This window comes from Aeromonas sp. FDAARGOS 1410, from assembly GCF_019048745.1.
Lineage (GTDB): Bacteria > Pseudomonadota > Gammaproteobacteria > Enterobacterales > Aeromonadaceae > Aeromonas > Aeromonas jandaei.
Map to the genome: position 1 here is coordinate 2,651,754 of NZ_CP077401.1, position 25,178 is coordinate 2,676,931.

18 protein-coding genes are annotated in these 25,178 nt (G+C 56.8%); 13 read left to right on the forward strand and 5 right to left on the reverse strand.

The features are described 5' to 3' along the window. Window positions 1-52: 52 nt before the first annotated feature. The 3 genes from nrdA to ubiG all read right to left on the reverse strand — a co-directional run bounded on the left by nrdA (window position 53) and on the right by ubiG (window position 4,348). Complete coding sequence (nrdA, locus tag I6L40_RS12405) at window positions 53-2,320, reverse strand: class 1a ribonucleoside-diphosphate reductase subunit alpha (protein WP_041207840.1); 2,268 nt, start codon at window positions 2,318-2,320, stop codon at window positions 53-55. 625 nt (window positions 2,321-2,945) lie between these two features. After that, window positions 2,946-3,632, reverse strand: a complete 687-nt coding sequence (locus I6L40_RS12410; protein ID WP_216994323.1) for an HAD family hydrolase — start codon at window positions 3,630-3,632, stop codon at window positions 2,946-2,948. Next, the gene (gene ubiG, locus I6L40_RS12415) at window positions 3,632-4,348 is read right to left on the reverse strand and encodes a bifunctional 2-polyprenyl-6-hydroxyphenol methylase/3-demethylubiquinol 3-O-methyltransferase UbiG (RefSeq protein ID WP_216994324.1); all 717 of its coding nucleotides are present in this window, start codon (window positions 4,346-4,348) and stop codon (window positions 3,632-3,634) included. The genes I6L40_RS12410 and ubiG overlap by 1 nt, the downstream gene beginning before the upstream one ends. Window positions 4,349-4,536: 188 nt before the next feature. Between ubiG and gyrA the strand changes: the two genes are divergently transcribed. Beyond that, window positions 4,537-7,284: a DNA topoisomerase (ATP-hydrolyzing) subunit A gene (gyrA, locus tag I6L40_RS12420; RefSeq protein WP_216994325.1), complete on the forward strand. Its 2,748-nt coding sequence runs from the start codon at window positions 4,537-4,539 to the stop codon at window positions 7,282-7,284. Window positions 7,285-7,390: 106 nt separating this feature from the next. Here gyrA and I6L40_RS12425 read toward each other — a convergent pair whose 3' ends face one another. Beyond that, the gene (locus I6L40_RS12425; protein ID WP_254204025.1) at window positions 7,391-8,788 is read right to left on the reverse strand and encodes an alpha-amylase family protein; all 1,398 of its coding nucleotides are present in this window, start codon (window positions 8,786-8,788) and stop codon (window positions 7,391-7,393) included. Between the two features lie 297 nt (window positions 8,789-9,085). Between I6L40_RS12425 and I6L40_RS12430 the strand changes: the two genes are divergently transcribed. Continuing rightward, entirely contained in the window at window positions 9,086-9,241 is a 156-nt protein-coding gene (locus tag I6L40_RS12430) for a hypothetical protein (protein ID WP_208736416.1), read from the forward strand. A gap of 33 nt (window positions 9,242-9,274) precedes the next feature. On the opposite strand, the gene I6L40_RS12435 is transcribed toward I6L40_RS12430, so the two are convergent. Further along, window positions 9,275-10,330 (reverse strand): PA0069 family radical SAM protein, encoded by a 1,056-nt coding sequence (locus I6L40_RS12435; RefSeq protein WP_216994326.1) that lies wholly within the window; start codon window positions 10,328-10,330, stop codon window positions 9,275-9,277. A gap of 174 nt (window positions 10,331-10,504) precedes the next feature. Between I6L40_RS12435 and I6L40_RS12440 the strand changes: the two genes are divergently transcribed. From I6L40_RS12440 to I6L40_RS12490, 11 genes are all read left to right on the forward strand, one after another. Beyond that, a complete protein-coding gene (locus I6L40_RS12440) occupies window positions 10,505-11,092 on the forward strand; it encodes a tetratricopeptide repeat protein (RefSeq protein ID WP_216994327.1) in 588 nt (195 codons plus the stop codon). Window positions 11,093-11,324: 232 nt separating this feature from the next. Further along, on the forward strand, window positions 11,325-13,253 hold the full coding sequence (thrS, locus tag I6L40_RS12445; protein ID WP_033112468.1) for a threonine--tRNA ligase: 1,929 nt from the start codon (window positions 11,325-11,327) through the stop codon (window positions 13,251-13,253). Window positions 13,254-13,274: 21 nt separating this feature from the next. After that, window positions 13,275-13,805, forward strand: coding sequence for a translation initiation factor IF-3 (gene infC / locus I6L40_RS12450; protein WP_156852818.1), 531 nt, complete (start codon window positions 13,275-13,277; stop codon window positions 13,803-13,805). Window positions 13,806-13,891: 86 nt separating this feature from the next. Next, window positions 13,892-14,089: a 50S ribosomal protein L35 gene (gene rpmI / locus I6L40_RS12455; protein WP_005300673.1), complete on the forward strand. Its 198-nt coding sequence runs from the start codon at window positions 13,892-13,894 to the stop codon at window positions 14,087-14,089. Between the two features lie 15 nt (window positions 14,090-14,104). Continuing rightward, window positions 14,105-14,461, forward strand: coding sequence for a 50S ribosomal protein L20 (rplT, locus tag I6L40_RS12460; RefSeq protein WP_005300683.1), 357 nt, complete (start codon window positions 14,105-14,107; stop codon window positions 14,459-14,461). Window positions 14,462-15,023: 562 nt separating this feature from the next. Further along, window positions 15,024-15,596, forward strand: coding sequence for a thiol:disulfide interchange protein DsbA/DsbL (locus tag I6L40_RS12465; RefSeq protein ID WP_071910327.1), 573 nt, complete (start codon window positions 15,024-15,026; stop codon window positions 15,594-15,596). A gap of 679 nt (window positions 15,597-16,275) precedes the next feature. After that, window positions 16,276-17,259 carry a phenylalanine--tRNA ligase subunit alpha gene (pheS, locus tag I6L40_RS12470; RefSeq protein WP_011706167.1) on the forward strand — a complete coding sequence of 328 codons (984 nt, stop codon included), beginning with the start codon at window positions 16,276-16,278 and terminating at the stop codon, window positions 17,257-17,259. Between the two features lie 12 nt (window positions 17,260-17,271). Next, window positions 17,272-19,659 (forward strand): phenylalanine--tRNA ligase subunit beta, encoded by a 2,388-nt coding sequence (pheT, locus tag I6L40_RS12475; RefSeq protein WP_216994328.1) that lies wholly within the window; start codon window positions 17,272-17,274, stop codon window positions 19,657-19,659. A gap of 3 nt (window positions 19,660-19,662) precedes the next feature. After that, a complete protein-coding gene (ihfA, locus tag I6L40_RS12480) occupies window positions 19,663-19,959 on the forward strand; it encodes an integration host factor subunit alpha (RefSeq protein WP_005300715.1) in 297 nt (98 codons plus the stop codon). Window positions 19,960-19,974: 15 nt separating this feature from the next. Next, complete coding sequence (locus tag I6L40_RS12485) at window positions 19,975-23,946, forward strand: transporter substrate-binding domain-containing protein (protein WP_216994329.1); 3,972 nt, start codon at window positions 19,975-19,977, stop codon at window positions 23,944-23,946. After that, window positions 23,933-25,177, forward strand: coding sequence for a response regulator (locus tag I6L40_RS12490; protein ID WP_042031024.1), 1,245 nt, complete (start codon window positions 23,933-23,935; stop codon window positions 25,175-25,177). Before I6L40_RS12485 ends, I6L40_RS12490 begins: the two co-directional genes overlap by 14 nt. Window position 25,178: the final 1 nt, after the last annotated feature.

Consider the following 25,178-nt stretch of genomic DNA (forward strand, 5'->3'; position numbering starts at 1 on the left):
CAGGAGAGCGGGAGCTTGTCGCTCCCGCCCGGTTATCAGATCTTGCCGTGACTTAGATTTTGCAAGCCCCGCCAGCGCAACCGTCATCTTGCAGATCGGTCTGGGCATCGTCCGCACCATCACGGGTGTTGTGATAGTAGAGGGTCTTGAGGCCGTATTTGTAGGCGGTCAGCAAGTCCTTCAGCAGCTGCTTCATCGGCACCTTGTTGCCTTCGAAACGGGCCGGGTCGTAGTTGGTGTTGGCGGAAATCGCCTGATCCACAAACTTCTGCATGATACCGACCAGCTGCAGGTAGCCGTCGACGCTCGGTTGCTTCCAGAGCAGTTCGTATTGATCTTTCAGGCGATCATACTCGGGCACCACCTGTTTGAGAATGCCGTCCTTGGAGGCCTTGACCGACACCAGACCGCGCGGCGGCTCGATGCCGTTGGTGGCGTTGGAGATCTGGCTGGAGGTCTCGCTCGGCATCAGGGCGGTCAGGGTGGAGTTGCGCAGGCCAACAGACTTGATCTCTTCGCGCAGGCTTTCCCAATCCAGATGCAGCGGCTCGTTGCACAGCGCATCCAGATCCTTCTTGTAGGTGTCGATCGGCAGGATGCCCTGGGCATAGGTGGTCTCGCCAAACAGCGGGCAGGGGCCGAATTCACGGGCCAGCTGCACGGAGGCTTTCAGCAAATAGTACTGGATCGCCTCGAAGGTGCGGTGAGTCAGCGCCAGACCGGAGCCGTCAGAGTAGCGGGCACCGTTCTTGGCCAGGTAGTAGGCGTAGTTGATGACGCCGATCCCCAGAGTACGACGACCCATGCTGCCACGCTTGGCGGCGGCAATCGGGTAGTCCTGATAGTCGAGCAGGGCATCGAGGGCACGCACGGCCAGATCGGCCATCTCTTCCAGATCTTCCAGCTTGTCGATGGCACCCAGGTTGAAGGCGGAGAGGGTGCACAGGGCGATCTCGCCGTTCTCGTCGTCGATGTTGTTGAGCGGCTTGGTCGGCAGCGCAATCTCGAGGCAGAGGTTGGACTGGCGTACCGGCGCCACGCTCGGATCAAACGGGCTGTGGGTGTTGCAGTGATCGACGTTCTGGATGTAGATGCGACCGGTACCGGCACGCTCCTGCATCATCAGGGAGAAGAGATCGACTGCCTTGAGGGTCTTCTTGCGAATGGCAGGATCCTGCTCGTACTTGACGTAGAGCTCTTCAAACTTGTCCTGATCGGCAAAGAAGGCATCGTACAGACCCGGCGCATCGGACGGGGAGAACAGTGTGATGTCACCGCCCTTGATGAGGCGCTGGTACATCAGCTTGTTGATCTGCACGCCGTAGTCCATGTGACGGACACGGTTCTCTTCCACGCCGCGGTTGTTCTTCAGCACCAGCAGGCTTTCCACTTCGGTGTGCCACAGCGGGTAGAACAGGGTCGCCGCACCGCCGCGCACACCGCCCTGGGAGCAGCACTTCACGGCAGTCTGGAAGTATTTGTAGAAGGGGATGCAACCGGTGTGGAACGCTTCGCCGCCACGGATAGGGCTGCCCAGACCGCGGATACGGCCGGCGTTGATGCCGATACCGGCGCGCTGGGAGACATAACGCACAATGGAGCTGGCGGTGGCGTTGATGGAATCCAGGCTGTCGTCGCACTCGATCAGTACGCAGGAGCTGAACTGACGGGTCGGGGTGCGCACGCCGCTCATGATCGGGGTCGGCAGCGAGATCTTGAAGGTCGAGACCGCATCATAGAAGCGCTTGATGTAGTCCAGACGGGTATCTTTCGGATACTTGGAGAAGAGGCAGGCCGCCACCAGGATGTAGAGGAACTGCGGGCTCTCGTAGATCTCGCCGGTGACGCGGTTTTGTACCAGATACTTGCCTTCCAGCTGCTTGACCGCTGCGTAGGAGAAGTTCATGTCGCGCCAGTGATCCATGTGCGCGTTCAGCTCTTCGAATTCGGCCTGGGTGTAGTCTTCCAGCAGGTGTTTGTCGTACTTGCCCATGTCGACCAGACGAGCCACGTGCTGGTAGAGGTGGGGCGGTTCGAACTGGCCGTAGGCCTTCTTGCGCAGGTGGAAGATGGCCAGACGGGCTGCCATGTACTGGTAGTCCGGAGTCTGCTCGGAGATCAGGTCAGCCGTTGCCTTGATGATGGTTTCGTGAATGTCGGCGGTACGGATACCGTCATAGAACTGGATGTGGGACTTGAGTTCTACCTGGGAGACCGACACGTTGTCGAGACCCTCGGCGGCCCAGTCCAGCACGCGGTGAATTTTATCCAGATCGATGGGTTCTTTGTGTCCGTTACGCTTCGTCACAAACAAGTTCATTGGCTGATGACCTTTAGTTGATTCCCGAAAAACCATCGCACGCCACCCGGCTGCTGGCTGTCACAGGAGGACAGGCCGGTGCAGTTGTTGGGTAACTATTGTGCGATGAATCACAAGATATAGTGTTATTTTGATGTCGAGCTACAAGATAGTGAGGTCGACTGTGCATTGCAATGTGTGGATAACTGGCTTGCTGTGGATAAATTGTGGGTGTTGTTGTCTCTGTTAGTGGTTGCTCACAGTGAGCGGGTTTTCATTCGTCCGCTTCGTCAAATGCAAGCCTCCCGATCGAAGATGGAAAATTTAAATAACTTTTTTTGCTTGCGAAAAGGGGGCCTTTTTACTAGCAAACCGCGGCTGATTATCCCTTGCCCAACAAGGGACAAAAGCTGTCCAGCTCTCGGTTATCACTGCAAAATGTGAAGCGCACTTTCTCTGTCTGCTTGCTGACAATTGCCTCAGTGAAACGGGAGCAAGGTTTTCATATGGACTCTTTGCGACAGTTAAAGTTGCCTTGGCTATCCACCTACGATCTCTTCTCGTTAGCTTTCGGGACAGGAGAGGGTCGTAAAAAAGGGCATCACCCCCTGATGCCCCAACTCTTGTTACGTTACGACTGGCAGCTTCAGCCCAGCTCGTAGCGCAGCCAGTGATGCAGCGCCTGCACGGTATCAAAGTGCAGATCGGCGCCCCATTGGGCAGGATCTTCCTCATCATTGAGATAGCCCCAGCCAGCGACTGCAGTGCGCATGCCTGCATTGCGGCCCGCTTCGATATCGCGCACATGATCCCCCACATAGAGGCAGTGCGCTGCTTCGACCCCCAGCTTCTCGCAGGCAAAATACATGGGGGCAGGGTCGGGCTTGCGTACCGGCAGGGTATCGGCGCTGACGGTAACGCCACAGCTGGCAAGCTGTGGCAGAGCCGCCAGCAGCGGCTCGGTGAGAAAGGCTGGCTTGTTGGTGACGATGCCCCAGGGCAGCTGCTTCTCGTCGAGCCACTCGATGAGATCCACCATCCCCTCATAGGGGCGGGTGCCGACACAGAGATTGGCTGCGTAGTAGTCGAGCAGGGCATTGCGCAGGCGGGTTGCCCCCAGCTCTTCCAGCAGATCGTCGCCGAGCCCCGCCCTGAGCAGCCCGAGGGCGCCGTGGGAGGTGATCTGGCGAATGATATCGTCAGAAAGCGGCGCAAAGCCTTCGCTTATCAGCACGTGATTGACGGCTGCGCCCAGATCCGGCGCCGTGTCGAGCAGGGTGCCGTCCAGATCGAACAGCACACAGCCGAGGGGCTGCGGGTGAGAGGCGCTCATCAGCCGTGCTCCGGGCGGATGAACTCCACCATATAGTTGACGTCGACGTTGCGACCGAGCCGGAAGCTGTTGGAGAGTGGCGCGTAGTGGACGCCGCTCATGTCGCGCACCAACAGGCCTGCGGCTTCACCCATGCGACAGAGTTCGGCGGGCATGATGAACTTTTTATGGTCGTGAGTCCCCTTGGGCACCATCTTCATCAGGTACTCGGCGCCAAGGATCATCATCAGATAGGATTTGGGGTTGCGGTTGATGGTGGAGACAAAAACACGGCCACCCGAGCGAACCAGGGCCGCGATGGCGCGCAGCACCGAGGCAGGATCAGGCACGTGCTCCAGCATCTCCATGCAAGTGACCACGTCATATTGGCCGGGCGCTTCTTCAGCGTGTGCTTCGGCAGTGATCTGGCGGTACTCGAGCTCGACCCCCTGCTCCAGGGCATGCAGGCGAGCCACACCAAGGGGCTCCTTGCCCATGTCGATACCGGTCACCTGTGCCCCGCGGCGCGCCATGCTCTCGGCGAGGATGCCGCCGCCGCAGCCGATGTCGAGCACGCGCTTGCCAAACAGGCCGCCGCTCTTGTTGGTTATCCAGTCAAGGCGCACCGGATTGATCTGGTGCAGTGGCTTGAACTCCCCCTCCATGTCCCACCAGCGAGAGGCGATGGCTTCAAATTTGGCGATTTCGGTCAGGTCGACATTGGCGTCACTGTTCATTTATCGAAGATCCTGTGGCAGGGCGCGCAGAGCGGGTGACTCGCGCGCAATCTATTGTCCTGGCGGGCATTATAACGGACGGACTTTGTCAAACCAGCCCGATTTGTGGCTTAAGGAATCCGCCTTGGTGTGTTACCATGTCGCGCTGTTTAAGCCAAAGAACAACTAATTAGGGATTAAGGCTTTCTATGAGCGATCTGGCCAGAGAGATCACGCCGGTCAACATCGAAGAAGAGCTCAAGAGTTCCTATCTTGATTACGCCATGAGCGTGATCGTAGGACGAGCTCTGCCGGATGTGCGTGATGGCTTGAAACCGGTTCACCGCCGCGTTCTGTATGCAATGAACGAGCTGGGGAACGACTGGAACAAGCCCTATAAAAAATCGGCCCGTGTGGTCGGTGACGTAATCGGTAAATATCACCCGCACGGCGATATCGCTGTGTATGACACCATCGTCCGGATGGCGCAGGATTTCTCCATGCGCTACATGCTGGTCGATGGTCAGGGCAACTTCGGTTCGGTCGATGGCGACAGCGCCGCGGCCATGCGTTACACCGAAGTGCGGATGGCACGCATCTCCCACGAGCTGCTGGCCGATCTGGACAAAGAGACCGTGGACTGGGTGCCGAACTATGACGGCACCGAGATGATCCCGGCTGTCATGCCCACCAAGGTTCCCAATCTGCTGGTCAACGGCTCCTCCGGTATTGCGGTGGGCATGGCGACCAACATTCCACCTCACAACCTCACCGAGATTGTCAACGGCTGCCTGGCGCTGATCGAAAACGGCGACCTCACCATTGACGAGCTGATGACCTACATCACCGGCCCGGATTTCCCCACTGGTGGCATTATCAACGGTCGTTCCGGCATCGTGCAGGCGTACCGTACCGGTCGTGGCTCCATCTACGTGCGGGCCAAGGCTGAAGTGGAAGTGGACGAGAAGACCAGTCGCGAGACCATCATCGTTCACGAAATTCCCTATCAGGTGAACAAGGCTCGTCTGATCGAGAAGATCGCCGAGCTGGTCAAAGACAAAAAGATCGAAGGTATCAGTGCCCTGCGCGACGAGTCCGACAAGGACGGTATGCGCATCGTTATCGAGATCAAGCGCGGCGAGTCCGGCGAGATTGTGCTGAACAATCTCTACAAGCACACCCAGATGCAGACCACGTTCGGCATCAACATGGTAGCGCTCGATAACAACCAGCCCAAGGTGATGAACCTTAAAGAGATCCTGGATGCGTTCCTGCTGCACCGCCGCGAAGTGGTGACCCGCCGGACCGTGTTCGAACTGCGCAAGGCGCGGGATCGGGCACACATCCTGGAAGGTCTGGCGGTTGCGCTGGCCAACATCGATCCGGTTATCGAACTGATCCGTCACAGTGCCACCCCGGCTGACGCGAAAGCGGGCCTGGTTGCCAAGGGCTGGGAGCTCGGCAACGTGGCTGCCATGCTGGAAAAAGCCGGTGACGACGCGGCTCGCCCCGAGTGGCTGGAGCCCGAGTTCGGCATTCGCGACGGTTACTACTACCTGACCGAGCAGCAGGCACAGGCCATCCTTGACCTGCGTCTGCACAAGCTGACCGGCCTTGAGCACGAGAAGATCCTGGAAGAGTATCAGGAGCTGCTGGATCTCATCGCCGAGCTGCTGCACATCCTGGCGAGCCCGGTTCGTCTGATGGAAGTGATCCGCGATGAGCTGCTGGCCGTGCGCGACCAGTATGGCGACGAGCGTCGTACCGAAATCAGCATGTCCAGTGCCGAGATCAACATCGAAGATCTGATCACCCCGGAAGACGTGGTGGTGACTCTGTCCCACCAGGGTTACGTGAAGTATCAGCCGCTCTCCGATTACGAAGCTCAGCGCCGTGGCGGCAAGGGCAAGTCCGCGACCCGGATCAAGGAAGAGGACTTCGTCGAGCGTCTGCTGGTGGCCAACACCCACGACACCATTCTGTGCTTCTCTACCCGCGGCAAGGTCTACTGGCTCAAGGTTTATCAGCTGCCGGAAGCGTCCCGTGGCGCCCGTGGTCGTCCCATCATCAACCTGCTGCCGCTGGAAGAGGGTGAGCGCATCACCGCCATTCTGCCGGTGAAGGAGTATGATGCCGAGAAGTATGTCTTCTTCGCGACCGCCAACGGTACCGTGAAGAAGACCAGCCTCTCCGACTTCAGCCGTCCGCTCTCCTCCGGTATCCGTGCCATCAACCTCAAAGAGGGTGATGAGCTGATCGGGGTGGATATCACCGACGGCAGCAACGAGATCATGCTCTTCTCCGATGCGGGCAAGGTTGTTCGCTTCGCTGAAGGCAGCGGTCGCGCCGATGCGGATGCCAACGATGAGGTCGAAACCGACGACGATGCCGGCAACGACGATGATGGCAGCGACAACGGCGAAGGCACCGAAAGCAAGGGTACCTTCAAGGGCGTGCGTCCGATGGGCCGTACCGCCGCCGGTGTCCGTGGTATCAAGCTGGCTGCTGGCGACAAGGTGGTTTCCCTTATCGTTCCGCGCGGCGAAGGTGCCATCCTCACCGCCACCGAGAACGGTTACGGCAAGCGTACCGCACTCGATGAGTACCCGACCAAGAGCCGTGGTACCCAGGGCGTTATCTCCATCAAGGTGGACGATCGCAACGGCAAGGTCATCGATGCCATCCAGGTTGAAGAGACCGATCAGATCATGCTGATCACCAACGGCGGCACTCTGGTGCGTACCCGTGTGGCCGAGGTGAGCATTATCGGTCGCAACACCGGTGGTGTGCGTCTGATCCGTACCGGTGAAGACGAAACCGTAGTCGGTTTGCAGCGCATCGCCGAAAGCGATGAAGACGAGAACGATGCAGTGGTTGCTGAGGGTGAGGTGTCCGAAGGCACTGATTCCGCAGCAGACGCCGCCGGTTCCGTTGATGGCGAGGCGGGCGACGAGTAATCGTTCCCCCTTGCTGCAGCAGATAAAAAGAGCGACCTTGTGGTCGCTCTTTTATTTTCTTCGCCTGTGTATTTTCTTTACCTGGGCCCGAGATGCCGGGGCATCATTACTCCTGCAGCCACATTCTGGCGCTGCGCGCAGGGATCGCCAGCCGTACCCACTGGCTCTGCACATTGATCACCGCATTCTGATCGAGCACATCCCGGTAGTTGCGATACCAGTTCATCTCGTATTTGGCGGTATCGAGCCAGTACTCCTGCTCCTGCCCGCATTTGTTGATGCCAACCAGCCCCTGCTTGCCGCGTTTGAACAGTACGAAGCAGTTGTCGCTGCCGACCAGCTGCATCGGTTGCCCTTGTACTGCATTGTGGAAACGGATCATTCCCTTGAGATCGGCGCGCAGGTAGTAGTCCTGCCAGCGCAAGCCATCCTTGTCTCGGGTTTCGCCATGATCGGAGTAGACCAGTGGCGAGCCCCCATCGCGCCCGAGCAGGTAGGCATAGGCCAGCGACTCGTCTGTCTGGTTCAGGATCTGGTAGCGGAAGCCGTCATTGGTGGGGATGTCGTGGGTGACAGCGAAGGTGACCGCACGGTTGCCAGGCAGTGCCTGACCATAAGCCCCCGGATCGGCCAGCAGGTTCATGCTGCCACCGTAACTGAAGGCGCCGCGCAGGGAAGCAAAGAGCGGGAAGTCGTAGGCGCCCTGACCACTGCTGTCGAGGTAGGGCTTGAGGAAGTTTTCATAGTCGCTGTTGCCGGCGCCCCCCGTGGTGATCACCTCGCCAAAGACGTGCATCCCCTGTTTGATTTCGGGAGTGAAGATGGCGTTGATCTGGTAATCACTCATGTGCTTGACCGCATCGACCCGAAAGCCCTTTATTCCCATCCCCTTGAGCGCCTGCAGGTAGGCCTGCTGCTGGCTCACCACCCAGTTGTTGGGGTCAAGATCCGGCAAGCCCTTGTCACCGGGTCCACCGCACAGCCGCCAGTACTGGACATGGCCCGGATTGTTCCAGTCGGTGATGCACCCTTCCGGATGAAAATCCTGACCGGAGAGGAGGTTTTGCCCCAGATCGCCAAACAGGTTCTGGCGCTCGAAGTAGCTGGGGTTGCTGGCGTAGCTCTGCAGCAGCTCGTTGCCGGGATAGTTGAGATCGCTGCGCTTCCAGCTTTCGTTGGCCATGTGATTGAGCACCACATCGGCGTAGACGGCGATACCTCGCGCCTTCATGGTGGCGATCAGCTGCTCGAGATCCTGCTTGTTGCCAAGGGGGGAGTCGACAAGGCGCAGATCCTGGGGTTGGTAACGGGCCCACCACTCGTTGCCCGAAGACTTCAGTGGCGGTGAGATGAGCACCTGTTTATAGCCGGCACTCTTGATGAGATCGGCTTTGGCGGTCACTTCACTGTACTTCCAGTTGAAGGCGTGCAGTATGACATCGGCGTGCGCCAAGGGGGCGATCAGCATACCTGCGATCGCCAGCATTCCCGCTGTGTGTTTCATTGTTATTTCCCTTTCTTGTTGTTGTGACTATGCCTGAAATGGGCAGAGCAGCTTTGGCACAACCAGGGTCAATCACAATCGCATTCCGGTGGATTTGTGATGGATTTCAAGGTGAGTTCGCTGAAGTTGTGAGCAGTTTCAGATTTCAATGGTTCTGGTTGCTATGCTGCCGAGGTGACGTTTTTTAGTAATTTGTTTGTCACTGGCGTGTCATCACAGCGCGTTATCTTGTCCGGCGAGTGATGCATTCTGACATCACACTCAGCGTGGTTCACATTGACCGCACAGGAGCTGCACATGACCAGTTGGATAACCTGGGAGATCTGGTGGAGTCGGGTATGGGGTGACGCAGAGTTGCCAACCCGTGGTGACGAGTCGCTGGAAGTGGCCCATGAGCCGTCACGACTCCCGGCAGAACTGTTGGAGCAGGGCAGGGATGAGCGCGCACCCTGAAGGCTTGCATGTTACATCGCAGCCCTTGGCTTTTTAGAAGAGTGTCAGCTGTTCGCCCGGGCGGATAAAGAGATCCTCCCTTAATTGAACATGGCGCTTGCCAAGACCCAGCCGCTTGTTGATCAGGCGAAAGCGCTGGGACAACAGGTCGGCAAAGTGTCCCTCACCACGCATCCGCGTGCCAAAGGTTGCACTGTTGAGCCCGCCACCGCGGCTGGCCCGCAGCTGGTTCAAAATTGCCTCCTTCTGGCCGGGATAGTGCTCATCCAGCCAGTCACTGAACAGCGGCGCCAGCTCGTGAGGCAAGCGCAGCAGAATATAGTCGGCGCAACAGGCGCCAGCGTTGGCTGCCGATTTGATGATTTGCTCCAGCTCCGGCTCATTGAGCCTCGGGATCATCGGGGCTGCTAGCACACCAACCCGTACCCCGGCGCTGGCCAGCTTCTCGACCACTTTCAAGCGACCGGCGCCCGTGCTGGCGCGGGGCTCCAGCTGTCGCCGCAGGGTTTCGTTCAAGGTTGTCACCGACACCATCACCTGACAGAGCCCCTCTCTGGCGAGTTCGCTCAGCAAGTCGAGATCGCGCAGGATCATGGCGCTTTTGGTGATAAGTCCCACCGGATGGCGATGGGCCAGCAGCACTTCCAGCAGTTGACGGGTGAGACGATAGCGCTGCTCAACAGGCTGGTAGGGGTCGGTATTGGCGCCGATGACGATGCTCTGTGGCTGATACGCAGGTTTGGCAAACTCCCGGCGCAGCAACTCGGCTGCATTGAGCTTGGCAAACAGTTTAGTTTCGAAATCGAGGCCGGGGGAGAGTTCCAGATAGGCGTGGCTGGGCCTTGCATAGCAGTAGATGCAGCCGTGTTCGCACCCCTGATAGGGGTTGATGGAGCGGCCAAAAGGCACATCCGGCGAGCTGTTGTAACTGATAATGCTGCGGGCCTCTATTTCGCGTACTTCTGTGCCGGGGGCAGAGGCTGTGAAGGCGGCATCCCAATCGGAAGAGTGCCAGCCATCGTCGACCGTCTCGAGCCTCGGGCCGCTGAAACGGTGGTCGATATTGTGGTTGCTGCCTCGTCCGGCCATGAATTTCATCTTTACTGTATGCGTATACAGTTATTCTGTGATCATCGCTCACCAAAGACAAGTCTCTTTGTCACTACCCGACTTTAAATTGCATCGGTAGGTCATCTCTGGCTTGATCCGGCGGCTACATTTCGTTTACATAAACAAAATGCGAACTGGATCACGGAAATCGATATGAGCCCAACCACGACTCGCTGGCTGTTCATTGCGCTGATCGCCCTGGTTATCTGGCGGCTTGTTCCGCTCACCACGGAGCAGGAGCTGGCATCGGCCAACCGTGCCTGGCGAACCGGCCATTTTGATGAGGCAACCCGGATCTGGTCGCCGCTGGCCGAGCAAGGGCAACCAAGGGCACAGGCGCTGATGGGCTGGAGCCATGAAGTGGGGCAGGGGAGTGAGCAGGATATCAATCGGGCCATCACACTCTATCGTCAGTCGGCGCAGGCGGGCGATCCCTTTGGCCAGTACCGGTTGGCGGACGCCTATTTGCGCGGCGCTGGGGTGAAGCGGGATCTGGGCGAAGCCTTTCACTGGATGGATCTTGCCGCCCGCAATGGCGATGTGCCGGCGATGCTGAAAGTCGGGGTGCTCCATCTGATGGGGGCGAGCGGGCGTGTCGATCTCTCGCAGGGGAAGCAGTGGCTCTATCAGGCGGCGCAAAAGGGCAACAAACTGGCGCTGCACGTGCTGCAGCAACTGGCCCTGGCCGAGGAGGGGGCCAGCGATTTTGACTTCAACTGGCAGCCGCTGCTTGGTGAATAGTCGGCAAGCGTCTCATTTAACTGTAGAAAATCTCATCAAACCCGATACAGCCACGGTTACTTCTGGTAGCATGGGGCCGTTTTGGCTTGGTTTGTCACCTTGAACCTTTCGTTCGGATGGCGGGCCGTCTTCGCAAAGTGCTGTGGAGAACCAGAACATCACCTTTTTGAATCTCTTTTCCATCCCGCATGTGACCTTTGGTAGGGGTCACCACTGTATAAGGAAACATATAATGCCAATCATTACTCTGCCTGACGGCAGCCAACGTCAATTTGCCCACTCTGTTTCCGTCATGGATGTGGCTGCGGACATCGGTCCCGGTCTCGCCAAGGCGTGCATTGCCGGTCGGGTAAACGGTGAACTGGTGGATGCGTGCGAGCTGATCGAAGCCGATGCCTCGCTGGCCATCATCACTGCCAAAGACGAAGAAGGTCTGGACATTCTGCGCCACTCCTGCGCCCACTTGCTGGGTCATGCTATCAAGCAACTCTGGCCCCAGACCAAGATGGCCATCGGTCCTGTCATCGACAACGGCTTCTACTATGACGTTGATCTTGACCGTACCCTGACCGATGAAGATCTGGCTGCCCTGGAAGAGCGCATGCTGGCGCTGGTAGCCAAGGATTACGACGTTATCAAGAAAAAGGTCTCCTGGCAGGAAGCGCGCGACGTGTTCGCTGCCCGTGGCGAGACCTACAAGGTCGAAATCTTGGATCAGAACATTGCCCGTGATGACAAGCCCGGTCTTTATCATCACGAAGAGTACATCGACATGTGTCGTGGCCCGCACGTGCCCAACATGCGTCACTGCCACCACTTCAAGTTGCTGAAGATGTCCGGCGCCTACTGGCGTGGTGACTCCAACAACAAGATGCTGCAGCGTATCTACGGTACTGCCTGGGCTGACAAGAAACAGCTCAAGGCCTATCTGCAGCGTCTGGAAGAGGCCGCCAAGCGCGACCACCGCAAGATCGGCAAACAGCTCGACCTGTATCACATGCAGGAAGAGGCGCCGGGCATGGTGTTCTGGCACAACGATGGCTGGACCATCTTCCGTGAGCTGGAAACCTTCATCCGCGGCAAGCTCAAAGAGTACGACTATCAGGAAGTGAAAGGTCCGTTCATGATGGATCGCGTCCTGTGGGAGCGTTCAGGTCACTGGGAGAAATATGCCCAGGCCATGTTCACCACCCAGTCCGAGAACCGCGAGTACGCCATCAAGCCGATGAACTGCCCGGGTCACGTCCAGATCTTCAACCAGGGTCTGAAATCCTACCGTGATCTGCCGCTGCGTATGGCCGAGTTTGGCTCTTGCCACCGTAACGAACCGTCAGGCTCCCTGCACGGTCTGATGCGGGTGCGCGGCTTCACTCAGGATGACGCGCACATCTTCTGTACTGAAGAGCAGATCATGGAAGAGGTCTCCGGCTGTATTCGCATGGTCTATGACGTCTACGGCACCTTTGGCTTCGAGAACATCGTGGTCAAGCTCTCCACTCGTCCGGAACAGCGTATCGGCTCCGACGAAATGTGGGATCGTGCCGAGCAGGCACTGGCGGAAGCGCTGGAGCTCAACGGTCTGAAATACGATCTGCAACCGGGTGAAGGTGCCTTCTACGGTCCGAAGATCGAATTTACCCTGCACGATTGTCTTGATCGTGCGTGGCAGTGTGGTACCGTGCAGCTCGACTTTGCCCTGCCGGGCCGTCTGGGCGCCACCTATGTAGGTGAAAATAACGAGCGCCACGTGCCAGTCATGATCCACCGTGCGATTCTGGGCTCCATCGAGCGCTTTATCGGTATCCTGACTGAAGAGTACGCAGGCCTGTTCCCGGCTTGGCTGGCTCCGACCCAGGCAGTGGTCATGAATATCACCGACAATCAGGCCGAATATGCAGTGAAAGTAGCCAAAGCATTGAATGATGCGGGCCTTCGTGCAAAAGCGGACTTGAGAAATGAGAAGATTGGCTTTAAAATCCGCGAGCATACTTTGAAACGAGTACCTTTCATGCTGGTCTGTGGCGATAAAGAAGTTGAAGCCGGCCAGATTGCAGTACGTACTCGTAAAGGGGCTGACCTGGGCACTTATCCTGTTGAAGAGTTCATCGCTCTGTTGACCCAGGAAGTTCAGACCCGCGGACAAAAGAAAGTGGAGGAATAAGCTATAAAAGGCGGAAAAAAACTGGGCAAGCAACCGCAAGCCCGCGCTCACCGGATCAATGAAGAGATCCGTCTGAAAGAAGTTCGTTTGGCTGGTCTGGATGGCGAAGCACTTGGCATCGTTTCTATCCAGGAAGCACTGAACTTGGCCGCTGAGGCCGAAGTGGATCTGGTCGAGATCAGTCCGAACGCTGAGCCGCCCGTTTGCCGGATCATGGATTACGGCAAATTCCTCTACGAAAAGAGCAAAACCACCAAAGAACAGAAGAAAAAGCAGAAAGTCGTCCAGGTCAAGGAAATCAAATTCCGTCCTGGCACTGACGAAGGCGACTATCAGGTAAAACTACGCAACCTGGTTCGCTTTCTGGAAGACGGGGACAAGGCTAAGGTCACCCTGCGCTTCCGTGGTCGTGAAATGGCACACCAGGAACTTGGTATCAAGGTTCTGGAGCGCGTCAAGAACGATCTGGAAGAGTTGGCCGTAGTCGAATCGTTCCCGAAAGTCGAAGGCCGTCAAGCTGTGATGGTTCTCGCACCTAAGAAGAAATCTTAAGGCCCACAAGAAATTGACTCATGGGGCTCGCCCCATGAGTCGGTTCGCCTTGCGATTTTGTTGTCACTCACAATGCGGAGTATGAAATGCCGAAGATGAAAACCAACCGGGGCGCCGCAAAGCGCTTCAAGAAGACTGGCTCAGGTCGCTTCAAGTGCAAGCACAACCACCTGCGTCACATCCTGACCAAGAAGAGCAGTAAGCGTAAGCGTCAGCTGGGACCGAAGTTCTTTGTTTCCGCTGCCGACCACAAACGTGTTGTCGCTTGTCTGCCGTACGCATAAGGGGGGATGTGAAAAATGCCAAGAGTTAAACGTGGTGTGACTGCTCGTGCTCGTCACAAGAAAGTAATGAAAGCCGCCAAGGGTTACTACGGCGCCCGTTCCCGTGTTTACCGCGTAGCGGTACAAGCGGTAACCAAAGCTGGTCAGTATGCCTACCGTGACCGTCGCCAGAAAAAGCGTCAGTTCCGTCAACTGTGGATTGCGCGTATCAACGCTGCTGCCCGTCAGAACGGTCTGTCCTACAGCCGTCTGATCAACGGTCTGAAGAAGGCTTCTATCGAGATCGATCGCAAGATCCTGTCCGATATCGCCGTTCACGACAAGCTGGCTTTCACCGCCCTGGTTGAAAAAGCTAAAGCAGCTCTGGTCTAATCCAGCTCTGTTATAAAAAATAAAGGAGGTTCAGGCCTCCTTTTTTGTCGGTGTAATATTTGATTTCAGTATATATATTCACTAGTAAACTAAATAAAATTGAAATTATTAATTCAAAATTATAAATCAAGTTTGATCTTATCTATCTAGCGTAATAATTTTTTCGTAACTTATAGTTACGCTGCCTTTGCGATTTTTCATCAATATTCATCTTGGTGCCTATCCTAGTTATATATAGTTATACCTAAAACTATTCTTTGCATTGTTTAATAACCACTAGGGTTAAAAGTCCAGAATCTGCGGGGTTTTGGTGTTATATTGATGCTGAAATTTCCAATAAGATAACATTGAGGTAAGAACAGATTTTACATTTTAACTTTAATATTGATAAGTTTGTTTTAAAATTAATGAACTATTGTTCTCATATGTATTGGAATTCTTGTAACAAGAGCTGATGTTTGTTCAGCTTTTAGCAAGGTCGAAATTCCTATAATGAAATTTTTGTCTGACCATCAACTGGAAGTTTTATGAAAAAATTCTTTTGATCCTTGCTGCTATCGTTATGCTTCCCTGCGCTAATGCGGCTCCAGAGTTCAAAGAGGGGGTCAACTATGATGTCCTCAAGCAAACAGCTACTGCTCAACCAGAGGTATTGGAGTTTTTCTCTTACTACTGCCCGCCATGTGCGAAATTTGAACCCATCGTTGAGCAGTTACAACATGACCTCCCCAAAGAGGTAGCGATCAGGAAGAATCCGGTCGCTTTTTTTGGGCGCGATATGGCCCAAGAGATGCAACGGGCTTATGCAACCTCAACACTACTTAATGTTGAAAGCAAGTTAACTCCATCACTCTTTCATAAAATCCAGGTACAGCGCCAAGCTCCACAAAATCGTGATGATATTAAAAAGCTCTTTGTAGAGAATGGCGTACAGGTAGAGGCATTTGATAAAACGGTTGATAGCTTTGCAGTTTCATCCATGGTAAGTCAGTTCGATCGTAACACAGAGAAATATAATATTCGTAGTACCCCGACATTTATCGTCAACGGCAAGTATATGCTAAAGATTGAGTCTATCAACTCACAAGAGCAGTTCACCCAATTGATCAAATATCTTTTGGCAAAGGATGCATAATTTAATTTGCTCGGATATAACGAGAGTTATTAACTCGCTTTGTTATTTTAAATAAAATAATACAAGAGATGATGTTGAGTCATCGGCATCATCTCTTTTTATTGGAGGTAGATCTCATAGCGTCTCCGACAGATAATCAACGTTTATATTTTGTGGTTTATAGCAGGTCTTTCCCGTGATCGTATTGGAGTAGCCAAACAGGGGAGGGGGGGTGATGCCCTTTATAAGCGATTATCGGGTTAACTGTCGGGTTGTATAGTATCTATCACCCTGATTCGTCCTATGGACACATCAGCAGTGACCCGCGCCAGCGTCAGAACCGTGATACAAGACCGCAGACCAGATGTCGGGTAGTGGGAACTCTACCTGGTATGTGGAGCCTCTGTATTTCTTTGTGTTTGACGGCGATCCATTGGCTTCCACGCTCATGCTCATAAGGTCGGATGGACCTATACGACACGACTTCATAGGGCGTATATATGCCAACAAACTTGGTGTTGATAACACTATTTGGAACAAGGGTAGGGGGAATTCGAGACTCACTTGATATAACAAAATGATTTCTAGGGAGAAAAGGGCGCCTTAACTATGGTCAGCGAAGGGGCTTTTTTTGTATTATTCCCCTCTTGACCTTATTTAGCCTAAAGGCTCCTGTACCGGGAGTGGTGACGAGGAAGACATGCAACAGCTTGAAGAAGTAGTCGGCCAAGCCAGAGCCGAAATTGAGGGCGTAAGCGACATCGCCGCCCTCGACGAAATCCGGGTCAAATATCTGGGTAAAAAGGGCTTTTTTACCGAGCAGATGAAGGGCCTGGGTGCCTTGTCCGCTGAAGAGCGTCCCGCCGCGGGCGCCGTGATCAACCAGGCCAAACAGCAGGTTCAGGATGCCCTGAACGAGCGTCGTGAAGCCCTCGAAATCGCTGTGCTGAATCAGAAGCTGGCTGCCGAGACCATCGACGTCAGCCTGCCGGGCCGCCGCATCGAGAATGGCGGTCTGCACCCGGTGACCCGCACCATCGAGCGTATCGAGCGCCTGTTTGGCGAGATGGGCTTCAAGGTTGCCCGTGGTCCCGAGATTGAAGATGGTTTCCACAACTTCGATGCGCTGAATATTCCGGCTCACCATCCGGCGCGTACCGATCACGACACCTTCTACTTCAATCCTGATCTGATGCTGCGTACCCACACCTCCGGTGTGCAGATCCGCACCATGGAACATCAGCAACCGCCGATCCGCATCATCGCGCCGGGCCGCGTCTATCGTAACGACTACGACATGACCCACACCCCGATGTTCCATCAGGTTGAAGGTCTGCTGGTTGACGAGCATGCCAGCTTTACCGAGCTGAAGGGCATTTTGCACGATTTCCTGCGCAACTACTTCGAGGAAGATCTGACTATTCGCTTCCGTCCTTCCTACTTTCCGTTCACCGAGCCGAGCGCTGAAGTGGACGTGATGGGCAAGAACGGCAAGTGGCTGGAAGTGCTGGGTTGCGGCATGGTGCACCCGAATGTACTGCGTTCGGTCGGTATCGATCCGGAAAAATACTCCGGCTTTGCCTTCGGCATGGGCGTTGAGCGCCTGACCATGTTGCGTTACGGGGTCAACGACCTGCGTGCCTTCTTCGAAAACGACCTGCGCTTCCTCAAGCAGTTCAAGTAAGGGCGAGAGAACATGAAATTCAGTAAATCCTGGGTGATGGAGTGGGTCCGCACCGAGTTGAGTGACAATGCACTGGCCGAGCAGATCACCATGGCCGGTCTGGAAGTGGACGCCGTGGAAGCGGTGGCTGGCCAGTTCAACAACGTTGTGGTGGGTGAAGTGGTCGAGTGCGCCCAGCACCCGGATGCCGACAAACTGCGGGTGACCAAGGTCAACGTGGGTGAAGCCGAGCTGCTGGACATTGTCTGCGGCGCGCCGAACTGCCGTCAGGGCCTGAAAGTGTGTGTGGCCAAAGTAGGGGCGACCCTGCCGGGTGATTTCACCATCAAGAAAGCCAAGCTGCGTGGCCAGCCGTCCCACGGCATGCTCTGCTCCTTCAGCGAGCTGGGTATCGACGTCGAAGCCGATGGCATCATCGAGCTGCCGCTGGATGCACCCATCGGGACCGATATCCGCGAATACCTCGCACTCAATGACGTCAGCATCGATGTGGATCTGACCCCGAACCGTGCCGATTGCCTCGGCATCGCGGGTCTGGCCCGTGAAATCGGCGTGCTCAACAGCGTTGACGTAGTCGAGCCGACCTGGGCGCCGGCGGTTGCCACCATCGATGCCACCTTCCCGATCCGGGTTGAAGCGCCAGCAGATTGTCCCCGTTATCTGGGCAGAGTCATCAAGGGGCTGAACCTGCAGACCCAGAGCCCGCTCTGGATGCAGGAGAAGCTGCGTCGTGGCGGCATTCGTTCTATCGATGCCATCGTCGACATCACCAACTACCTGCTGCTGGAATACGGGCAGCCGATGCATGCCTTCGATCTGGCCAAGCTGGAAGGGGAACTGGTGGTGCGCCGTGCCCACGCTGACGAGCCGATGACCCTGCTCGACGGCAACGAGGTGAAGCTCAAAGAGAGCACTTTGGTGATTGCCGATGCCAAAGGCCCAGCCTGCATGGCAGGTATCTTCGGTGGCAATCGCACCGGTGTTTCCGAGACCACTACCGACATCCTGCTGGAGTGCGCCTTCTTCGCACCGCTCTCCATCACCGGCCGTGCCCGTGCCTACGGTCTGCACACCGATTCTTCCCACCGCTTCGAGCGCGGGGTGGATCCGGAGCTGCAGGCCAAGGTGATGGATCGTGCTACCCGCCTGCTGCTGGATATCTGCGGCGGCGAAGCCGGTCCGGTCATCGAGGTCAAATCCGATGCTCATCTGCCGAAAGCGGCACCTATCAAGCTGCGTCGCACCAAGCTCGACAAGGTGATCGGTATCAGCGTGGCGGATGCTCAGGTGGTCGAGATCCTGACCCGTCTGGGCATGCAGGTAACCGTTGACGCTGACGGCTGGACCGCGCTGGCCCCCTCCTGGCGTTTCGACATCGCCATCGAGGAAGACCTCATCGAGGAAGTGGCCCGTATCTACGGCTACAACAACATCCCGAACCTGAAACCCGCCGCCTCTCTGGCGATGGTGGAGCAGGCAGAAGGGCAGGTGACCTTGAAGCGCGTGCGTGACCTGCTGGTTGATCGCGGTTTCCAGGAAGCGATCACCTACAGCTTCGTCGATCCCAAGACCCAGCAAACCCTGTTCCCGCAGAGCGACGCCATCGTGCTGCCGAACCCGATTTCGGTCGAGATGTCCGCCATGCGCGTCTCTCTGTTCCCGGGTCTGGTGCAGGCCGTGGTTTACAACCAGAACCGTCAGCAGCCGCGAGTGCGTCTGTTCGAGCAGGGTCTGCGCTTCATCAAGGATGAAAGCGCCGAGAACGGCATCCGTCAGGAGCCGATGCTGGCCGGTATCATCACCGGCAACCAGAGCGACGAGCACTGGGACATCAAAACCCGCGCAGCCGACTTCTTTGATTTGAAAGGGGATCTGGAAGCGGTGCTGGACTTGACCGCCGAAGGAGCCACCTTTACCTTCGAGCGTGCCGAACACAGTGCCCTGCACCCGGGTCAGAGCGCCGCCATTCTGCGCAATGGCGTGGTGATTGGCCACATTGGCGTGATCCACCCGAGCCTCGAGAAGAAGTTGGGTCTGAAGAGCCGCGCCGTCATGTTCGAACTGGAGCTGGACAAGCTGACCCCGGCCAAAGTACCGGTTGCTGCCGAAGTATCCAAGTTCCCGGCTAACCGTCGTGACATCGCCGTGGTGGTTGATCGTCAGGTTCTGGCAGGGGATGTTCTGGCAGTAATTAAAAAAGTTGGCGGAAATCAGGTAGTTGGAATAAACTTGTTTGACGTATACCAGGGTGCTGGTATGGCTGAGGACAAGAAGAGCCTGGCCATCAGTCTTGTATTGCAAGATACCCAGCGCACCCTGGAGGAGAAAGAGATTGCCGAGACCGTAGACAATGTCGTGCGGGCCCTTGGTGAAGAGTTGAATGCATCCTTGAGGGATTGATCTATGGCGCTTACCAAAGCCGACATTGCAGAGCACCTGTTCACCCAGCTCGGGATGAGCAAGCGTGAAGCCAAAGATATGGTGGAAGCCTTCTTTGAAGAGATCAGACAAGCGCTTGAGCGTGGTGAACAAGTCAAAATCTCAGGCTTCGGTAACTTTGACCTTCGTGAGAAGAATCAGCGTCCCGGACGTAACCCCAAGACTGGCGAGGATATTCCTATCAGCGCCCGTCGCGTGGTGACCTTCCGGCCTGGCCAGAAACTCAAGGCCAGGGTAGAAAATGTTGAACCCAACGAGTGATAAAAAGCCAGGCAAATGCCTGGCTTTTACTTATCGATGATAAAAAAATCTCTATTATTGCTGGGAGCCATGCTGGCCATGCCACTGCAGGCCATGATGCTTCCCCTTGATCCGGCAACCCAGGCTTACCTTCGCTCCATCAAAGAGCTCAAGGTGTGCTACCCCGCTGCACTTCCCCCGCCTTATGTCACCCCTGATGGTGGCTTGCTAAAAGATCGCCTGCTCCGTCTTGCCGATATGTTGCCTGTGCCATTGAAGCTCTCCGAGATGGCCGACTGGCAGGCTGCCCGCGCCGCCTTGCAGCGTGGTGCATGCGACATTATCCCCCACATCGGCACCCTGGGTAGAGAGGAGACCGGCCTGTTGGTCAGCCGTCCGATGATGGAGACGGATGCCGCCATTCTCTATCGGGGTGATCTTCGTCAGGCAACGTTTCTGGTCTCTTCCGCCACGGATACCAGAGCAATTTTGCGTGAATTGCATCCGGGGGCTGAGCTCAGAACCCTGAGGAGAGGGGAGAGTATCTATTCAGCTCTTGAGGGAGAGAAGAACTCCGCCTATCTGGGGGACTATCTCCAGCTGCGCTACCTGATGCGCGAATATCCTGCCGATGGCCTGCGTCTGCGCCGTCTGCTTGGTGATGAGCGGGTGGTCAGCTATCGCCTGATGATGCGCAACGATCCCGAGCTGGCCAAGTTTGTCGATACCCTCATTCGTTATATGCCCGCCGGTACCCTCTATACCGACCTGAGCCGCTATATGGATCAGGGGGCGCTCTATATCAACCGACTCCATTTCAATGACGCCGAACAGGCCTGGCTTTCTGGCAGAAGGCGGGTCGTGCGTCTGGTGATGAACCCGCAGCTGATGCCCTACAGTGGCATTAACGATCAGGGCGAAGCAAAAGGGTGGAGCGCAGATATTCTGAATTGGGTAACTCAGGAGAGTGGCCTCAAATATATGCTGGTGCCGGCGGCCACCAAGGCCGAGGCGATAGAGAAGCTGCGCAGCGGTGAGGCCGACATGATGGCCGGTTTGCCGGAGTCTCCCGAGCTCGCCGATGACTTTACTTTCAGCCGGATGATCTCCATCAACCGTTTTGCTCTGATCAGCAAGCGCGCCATCAGCGCAGACAAATTCTCCCAGCTGGGCAAACAGCGAATCCTGGTACCTGAATCGCTCTACGATCCCTCTCTGCTGGCACAGCTGGGTGATCAGGAATGGGTCCGCACCGATGACCTGAGCCAGGGGATCACGTTGCTGCAGCAAGGCAAGGCTGACGCCATGCTGAGCGAGCTGTACCAGTTGCAATATCCGCAGCGTACCCATCTGCTGGAAGGGCTTCAGATCAAGGAGCTGGATGACAGATTCGGACTCGGCTTTGCCATTCGCAAGGATCAGACCGAGCTGGCTGGCGTGATAGACAGAAACCTGATGGCCCTGACCAATACCCAGATCGACGAACTTAACCAGCGTTGGCGCCGTCTGGTGGTGATGCAGCAATCCGGAATCAGTTATGGTGCCTGGTTTGGCTCCATCGCGCTAGCGCTGCTGATCAGTGGTATCGTGATCGGGGTGATCTGGCGTTCGCGCCAGCAGCTGGCCCGCGAGGTCGCCCAGCGGCAGGCGGCAGAAAAAGCGCTGGCAATCGAAAGTGAGCTGCGCGAAACCATGTTTCAGGCCCTTCCTGTTCCCGTCTATTTGCGTAATGAACAGGGAAGGGTGATCAAATCCAACAAGCAGGGGCACCGGCTTTCACTGCGTTACGGCACGGAACTGCTGCTGCCCGAGGTGCAATCACAAAAGAGCGAAGGGGAGCTGAGTCTTGGCGAGCAGGTGTTTGCCTATGTGCAGCATCCGCTGCGACTGGAGAAACAGGCGCCAGCAACCGATCTTATTGCCTTGTCCGATATCAGCGCCCTGCGCCAGCAGGCCCGCATTCTGCGTCAGGCTGAGCGACGGCTGCGTGCCTTGACCAATACCGTGCCCGGGGTGGTGCTGCAATTCCTCCTGGTTCAGGAGAGCGTGGGCACCATCGAGTTTATCAGCCGTGGCTGCTACGAGTTGTTGGGGCTGGCCAGCCAGCAGATCCGCCGTGAACCGGCTCGGGTGCTTGACCTGCTGGAGCGCGAAGATTTGCAACTGGCGCGCAGTACCATGTTCGCCATGCTGCATGAGGGCAAGCCCTTCGTCTGTACCCTGCGCTATCACCATCCCGAGCAGGGTCTGCGCTGGTTGCAGCTCTCCGGGCGTGGTCGCAGCCAACCACAGGGGTGGCGAATCTATGCGGTCATGCAGGATGTGACGGCGCGGGTTGAACAGGAGCAGGCTCTGCAACTCTCGCATGAAGAGGCACAGCAGGCGGTGCAGGCCAAGGGACGTTTTCTGGCGGCCATCAGCCACGAGATCCGCACTCCGATGAACGCCATTCTCGGCCTGCTGGAGTGGCTCGCCAGCACCCCGCTCTCCCAGGAGCAGGGCTCGGCGCTGGCACGGATCCGTCAGGCCGGGGACGAGTTGCTCGGCCTGCTCAACGATGTGCTCGATTTCAGCCGCAATGAGAACAGCAAATTGTCGCTCTCGCCCCAGCCGACCGATTTCACCGAGCTGTGCGAACATGTGGCGGCGGTGCACTGGACCAAAGCCAGAGCCAAGCAGCTGCAATTGCGTTTGCAGCTTGATCCGGCGATGCCCGCCTTGCAGACCCTCGATCCCCATCGTGTTCAGCAGGTTCTGCACAACCTGCTCTCCAATGCGATCAAGTTCAGCCATCGTGGCGAGGTGGTGCTCTGGGCCGAGAGTATGGGCTCGACCCTGCGTTTTGGTGTGGATGATCAGGGGCCGGGTATTACCGACGAGATGCGACCAACCCTCTTCATGCCGTTTGAACAGTTCGCGGTGGCGGGGCAGCTGAGGGCGCCTGGGACCGGCCTCGGGCTCGCCATTTGCAAGCAGCTTATCGAGCAGATGGGGGGGCTTATAGATGTCGAACCCAGAGCGGGAGGCGGCAGCCGCTTCTTCTGCGAGTTGCCGCTCAAACTGCTCAAACAGGCACATCATTGGCAGCCCAAGGTGCGAGAGCTGGCGCTCTCACTGCCACCTGATGAGGTGAAGCAACTCGCTCCCTGGTTGGCAAGATTCGGGGTTGAGGTATCTGGCACGGCAAACCACAGGTTGCAGGCTCAGGTCGACGAGAAGGGATTCTATTACTGGGAGTGGCAGGGGGAACCCTGGGTGCCCGGTACCGTCATCAATCTGTTGCAACCCAGGCTGGATGTCACAGAGCCCTCTTCGGCAACCCGCCCCGGTCTTGGCATGCGGGTGCTGCTGGTAGAAGATCACGATGTCAATCGGGAGCTGATCAAGCTACAGCTGGGACAGCTGGGGGCCGAGGTGCTGACCGCTGCCAATGGCCAGCTGGCACTCGATGTACTGGCCGATCACGAGGTAGATCTGGTGTTGACCGATCTGCAGATGCCGGTTATGAATGGCGCCGATCTCTGCCGCAAGCTGCGTGGCTCGCCTCGCTGGCGCAATCTGCCTGCCTATGTGATCACTGCAGATCTCAGTGAACAGGCGGCTATCGAACTGCAATCGTGCGGTTGCAACGGGCATCTCGACAAGCCTGTCGCGTTAAGGGAGCTGGCCGCCATGCTGCACCAGCTTGGCAAGAAAGAGGGGACGATTGCCAAGCCTGCAGCAGCTTCATCGCTGCTCTCAAAAGAGCTGGCACAGCTCTATCTGGATACAACCAGAGCCGATCTGGCGGCTCTGGAGCAGTGTCTGGCAAATAAGGATGAGCAAGGGGTGAATGCCGCTTTACACAAATTGAAAGGGGCCGCCAGAATGGTAGGAGCAACCGCCATCGTCACTGTTATTGACGAGTGGCAGCAATCGAAGCACAGCGAATTGGCTGTCAGGTTAACCCGGGCGCTGGATGGGGTCAGCCAGCATTTGACCAAGAGGGCTGAAGATGATCATCACTGATGAAGAACTGCTGGCGCTGCTTAACTCGGAAGATCCCGGGTTGGCCGGTTTTCGTCCTATTGCGCTCTATGCTCTCGATTGCGCCTCTTACGAGATGGCCAAGCAGGCGACGCTGCCAAATTATGTGGCGCTGCACCGCACCCAGCCTGATGCCTGCTGGCAGTGGGAGGGGCTCTTCTCGGCGGGGGCCATCGCGCTCTATGATCCCGACTCGCACCGTACGGCGGATTACTTTCCCCAGCTTCAGCTGCATAACGGTATCTACGCCATCGAAGAGGATTGGCAAGGGGGCCTGCTGTCCAGCTATCAGGCGTGGAGCAACTGGCTTGCTGCCAGCCGGATCCTGCTGCTGGAAGATCACCCGTTTCAGGGGATGCAGTTGCAGCAAACCATCGCCGGACTGGGGCTGACCTGTCACTGGGTGCAGGATGAGCAAGCCTGCCTTGCCGCGCTGGGTGAGGGAAGCACTCGTCTGCTCATCTGCGATCTCAGTCTGGTGGATCAGGATGCCATCAGCCTGCTGATGGGCCAGCCACAGTTGCAGTCAGACGGACTGCCGATCATTTTGCTCTCCGCCCATGAGCAAACCCTGATAGACGGTGCTCGTCGCCTGCTGCACGATGCCGGCTTCAATATTCTGGCGGCGCTGGCCAAACCGCTCGATTGCGACGAACTGCTCAGGTTGCTGCGCGGTCTCTATCTTGGCCCGCTGCGCCAGCGCCGACTGAGCGGTCAGCGCCGCACCATCACGACCTGGCAGGGTCAGGTATTGGGACAACTGGGCCTGCTCTCTAGCCCCACCACTTCAGCACCTGTCTGGCTGGCCGTAAGCGGCTTGCCACCTCGTTGGGAGCGGCTCAAGGAGTGGCTGGCGGAGCAGTCGCGAACTCCGTCCGAGCTGACGCTGCTTATCCATCGCCGTGATCACCTGCTCAGCAATCCTGATCGTTTTGCGCTGGTGCTGCAGGCCAGTCTGGCGGGGAGCAAGCTGGCGCTCCTGCTCGACAACAACCAGCATCTGCCGTTCGATCTGCTGGAGCGGCTGCCGCTGCAATCCTTGCTGCTGGGGCAGGGGATGCTCTCCGATATCGAGTCGTTGAGCGCTGATTCGCTGCTTGGCCGCTTTATGGCGCGGGTGCGGGAACTCGGAGTCGACATCTATCTGGATGACCCCTACAACCTGCTTGATGTCGAGATGTGGCAAGAGCGCGGTATCGCGGGGCGCTGGTAGC

Excerpts from the sequence above, each read along its gene's own strand:
- I6L40_RS12440 (WP_216994327.1), top strand. The coding sequence starts at position 10,505 with ATGAGCCCAACCACGACTCGCTGGCTGTTCATTGCGCTGATCGCCCTG.
- I6L40_RS12490 (WP_042031024.1), top strand. The coding sequence starts at position 23,933 with ATGATCATCACTGATGAAGAACTGCTGGCGCTGCTTAACTCGGAAGAT.
- ubiG (WP_216994324.1), bottom strand. The coding sequence starts at position 4,348 with ATGAACAGTGACGCCAATGTCGACCTGACCGAAATCGCCAAATTTGAA.
- nrdA (WP_041207840.1), bottom strand. The coding sequence starts at position 2,320 with ATGAACTTGTTTGTGACGAAGCGTAACGGACACAAAGAACCCATCGAT.
- thrS (WP_033112468.1), top strand. The coding sequence starts at position 11,325 with ATGCCAATCATTACTCTGCCTGACGGCAGCCAACGTCAATTTGCCCAC.
- I6L40_RS12465 (WP_071910327.1), top strand. The coding sequence starts at position 15,024 with ATGCTTCCCTGCGCTAATGCGGCTCCAGAGTTCAAAGAGGGGGTCAAC.
- pheS (WP_011706167.1), top strand. The coding sequence starts at position 16,276 with ATGCAACAGCTTGAAGAAGTAGTCGGCCAAGCCAGAGCCGAAATTGAG.
- rpmI (WP_005300673.1), top strand. The coding sequence starts at position 13,892 with ATGCCGAAGATGAAAACCAACCGGGGCGCCGCAAAGCGCTTCAAGAAG.
- I6L40_RS12430 (WP_208736416.1), top strand. The coding sequence starts at position 9,086 with ATGACCAGTTGGATAACCTGGGAGATCTGGTGGAGTCGGGTATGGGGT.
- I6L40_RS12485 (WP_216994329.1), top strand. The coding sequence starts at position 19,975 with ATGCCTGGCTTTTACTTATCGATGATAAAAAAATCTCTATTATTGCTG.
- gyrA (WP_216994325.1), top strand. The coding sequence starts at position 4,537 with ATGAGCGATCTGGCCAGAGAGATCACGCCGGTCAACATCGAAGAAGAG.
- I6L40_RS12425 (WP_254204025.1), bottom strand. The coding sequence starts at position 8,788 with ATGAAACACACAGCGGGAATGCTGGCGATCGCAGGTATGCTGATCGCC.
- I6L40_RS12435 (WP_216994326.1), bottom strand. The coding sequence starts at position 10,330 with ATGGCCGGACGAGGCAGCAACCACAATATCGACCACCGTTTCAGCGGC.
- ihfA (WP_005300715.1), top strand. The coding sequence starts at position 19,663 with ATGGCGCTTACCAAAGCCGACATTGCAGAGCACCTGTTCACCCAGCTC.
- rplT (WP_005300683.1), top strand. The coding sequence starts at position 14,105 with ATGCCAAGAGTTAAACGTGGTGTGACTGCTCGTGCTCGTCACAAGAAA.
- I6L40_RS12410 (WP_216994323.1), bottom strand. The coding sequence starts at position 3,632 with ATGAGCGCCTCTCACCCGCAGCCCCTCGGCTGTGTGCTGTTCGATCTG.
- pheT (WP_216994328.1), top strand. The coding sequence starts at position 17,272 with ATGAAATTCAGTAAATCCTGGGTGATGGAGTGGGTCCGCACCGAGTTG.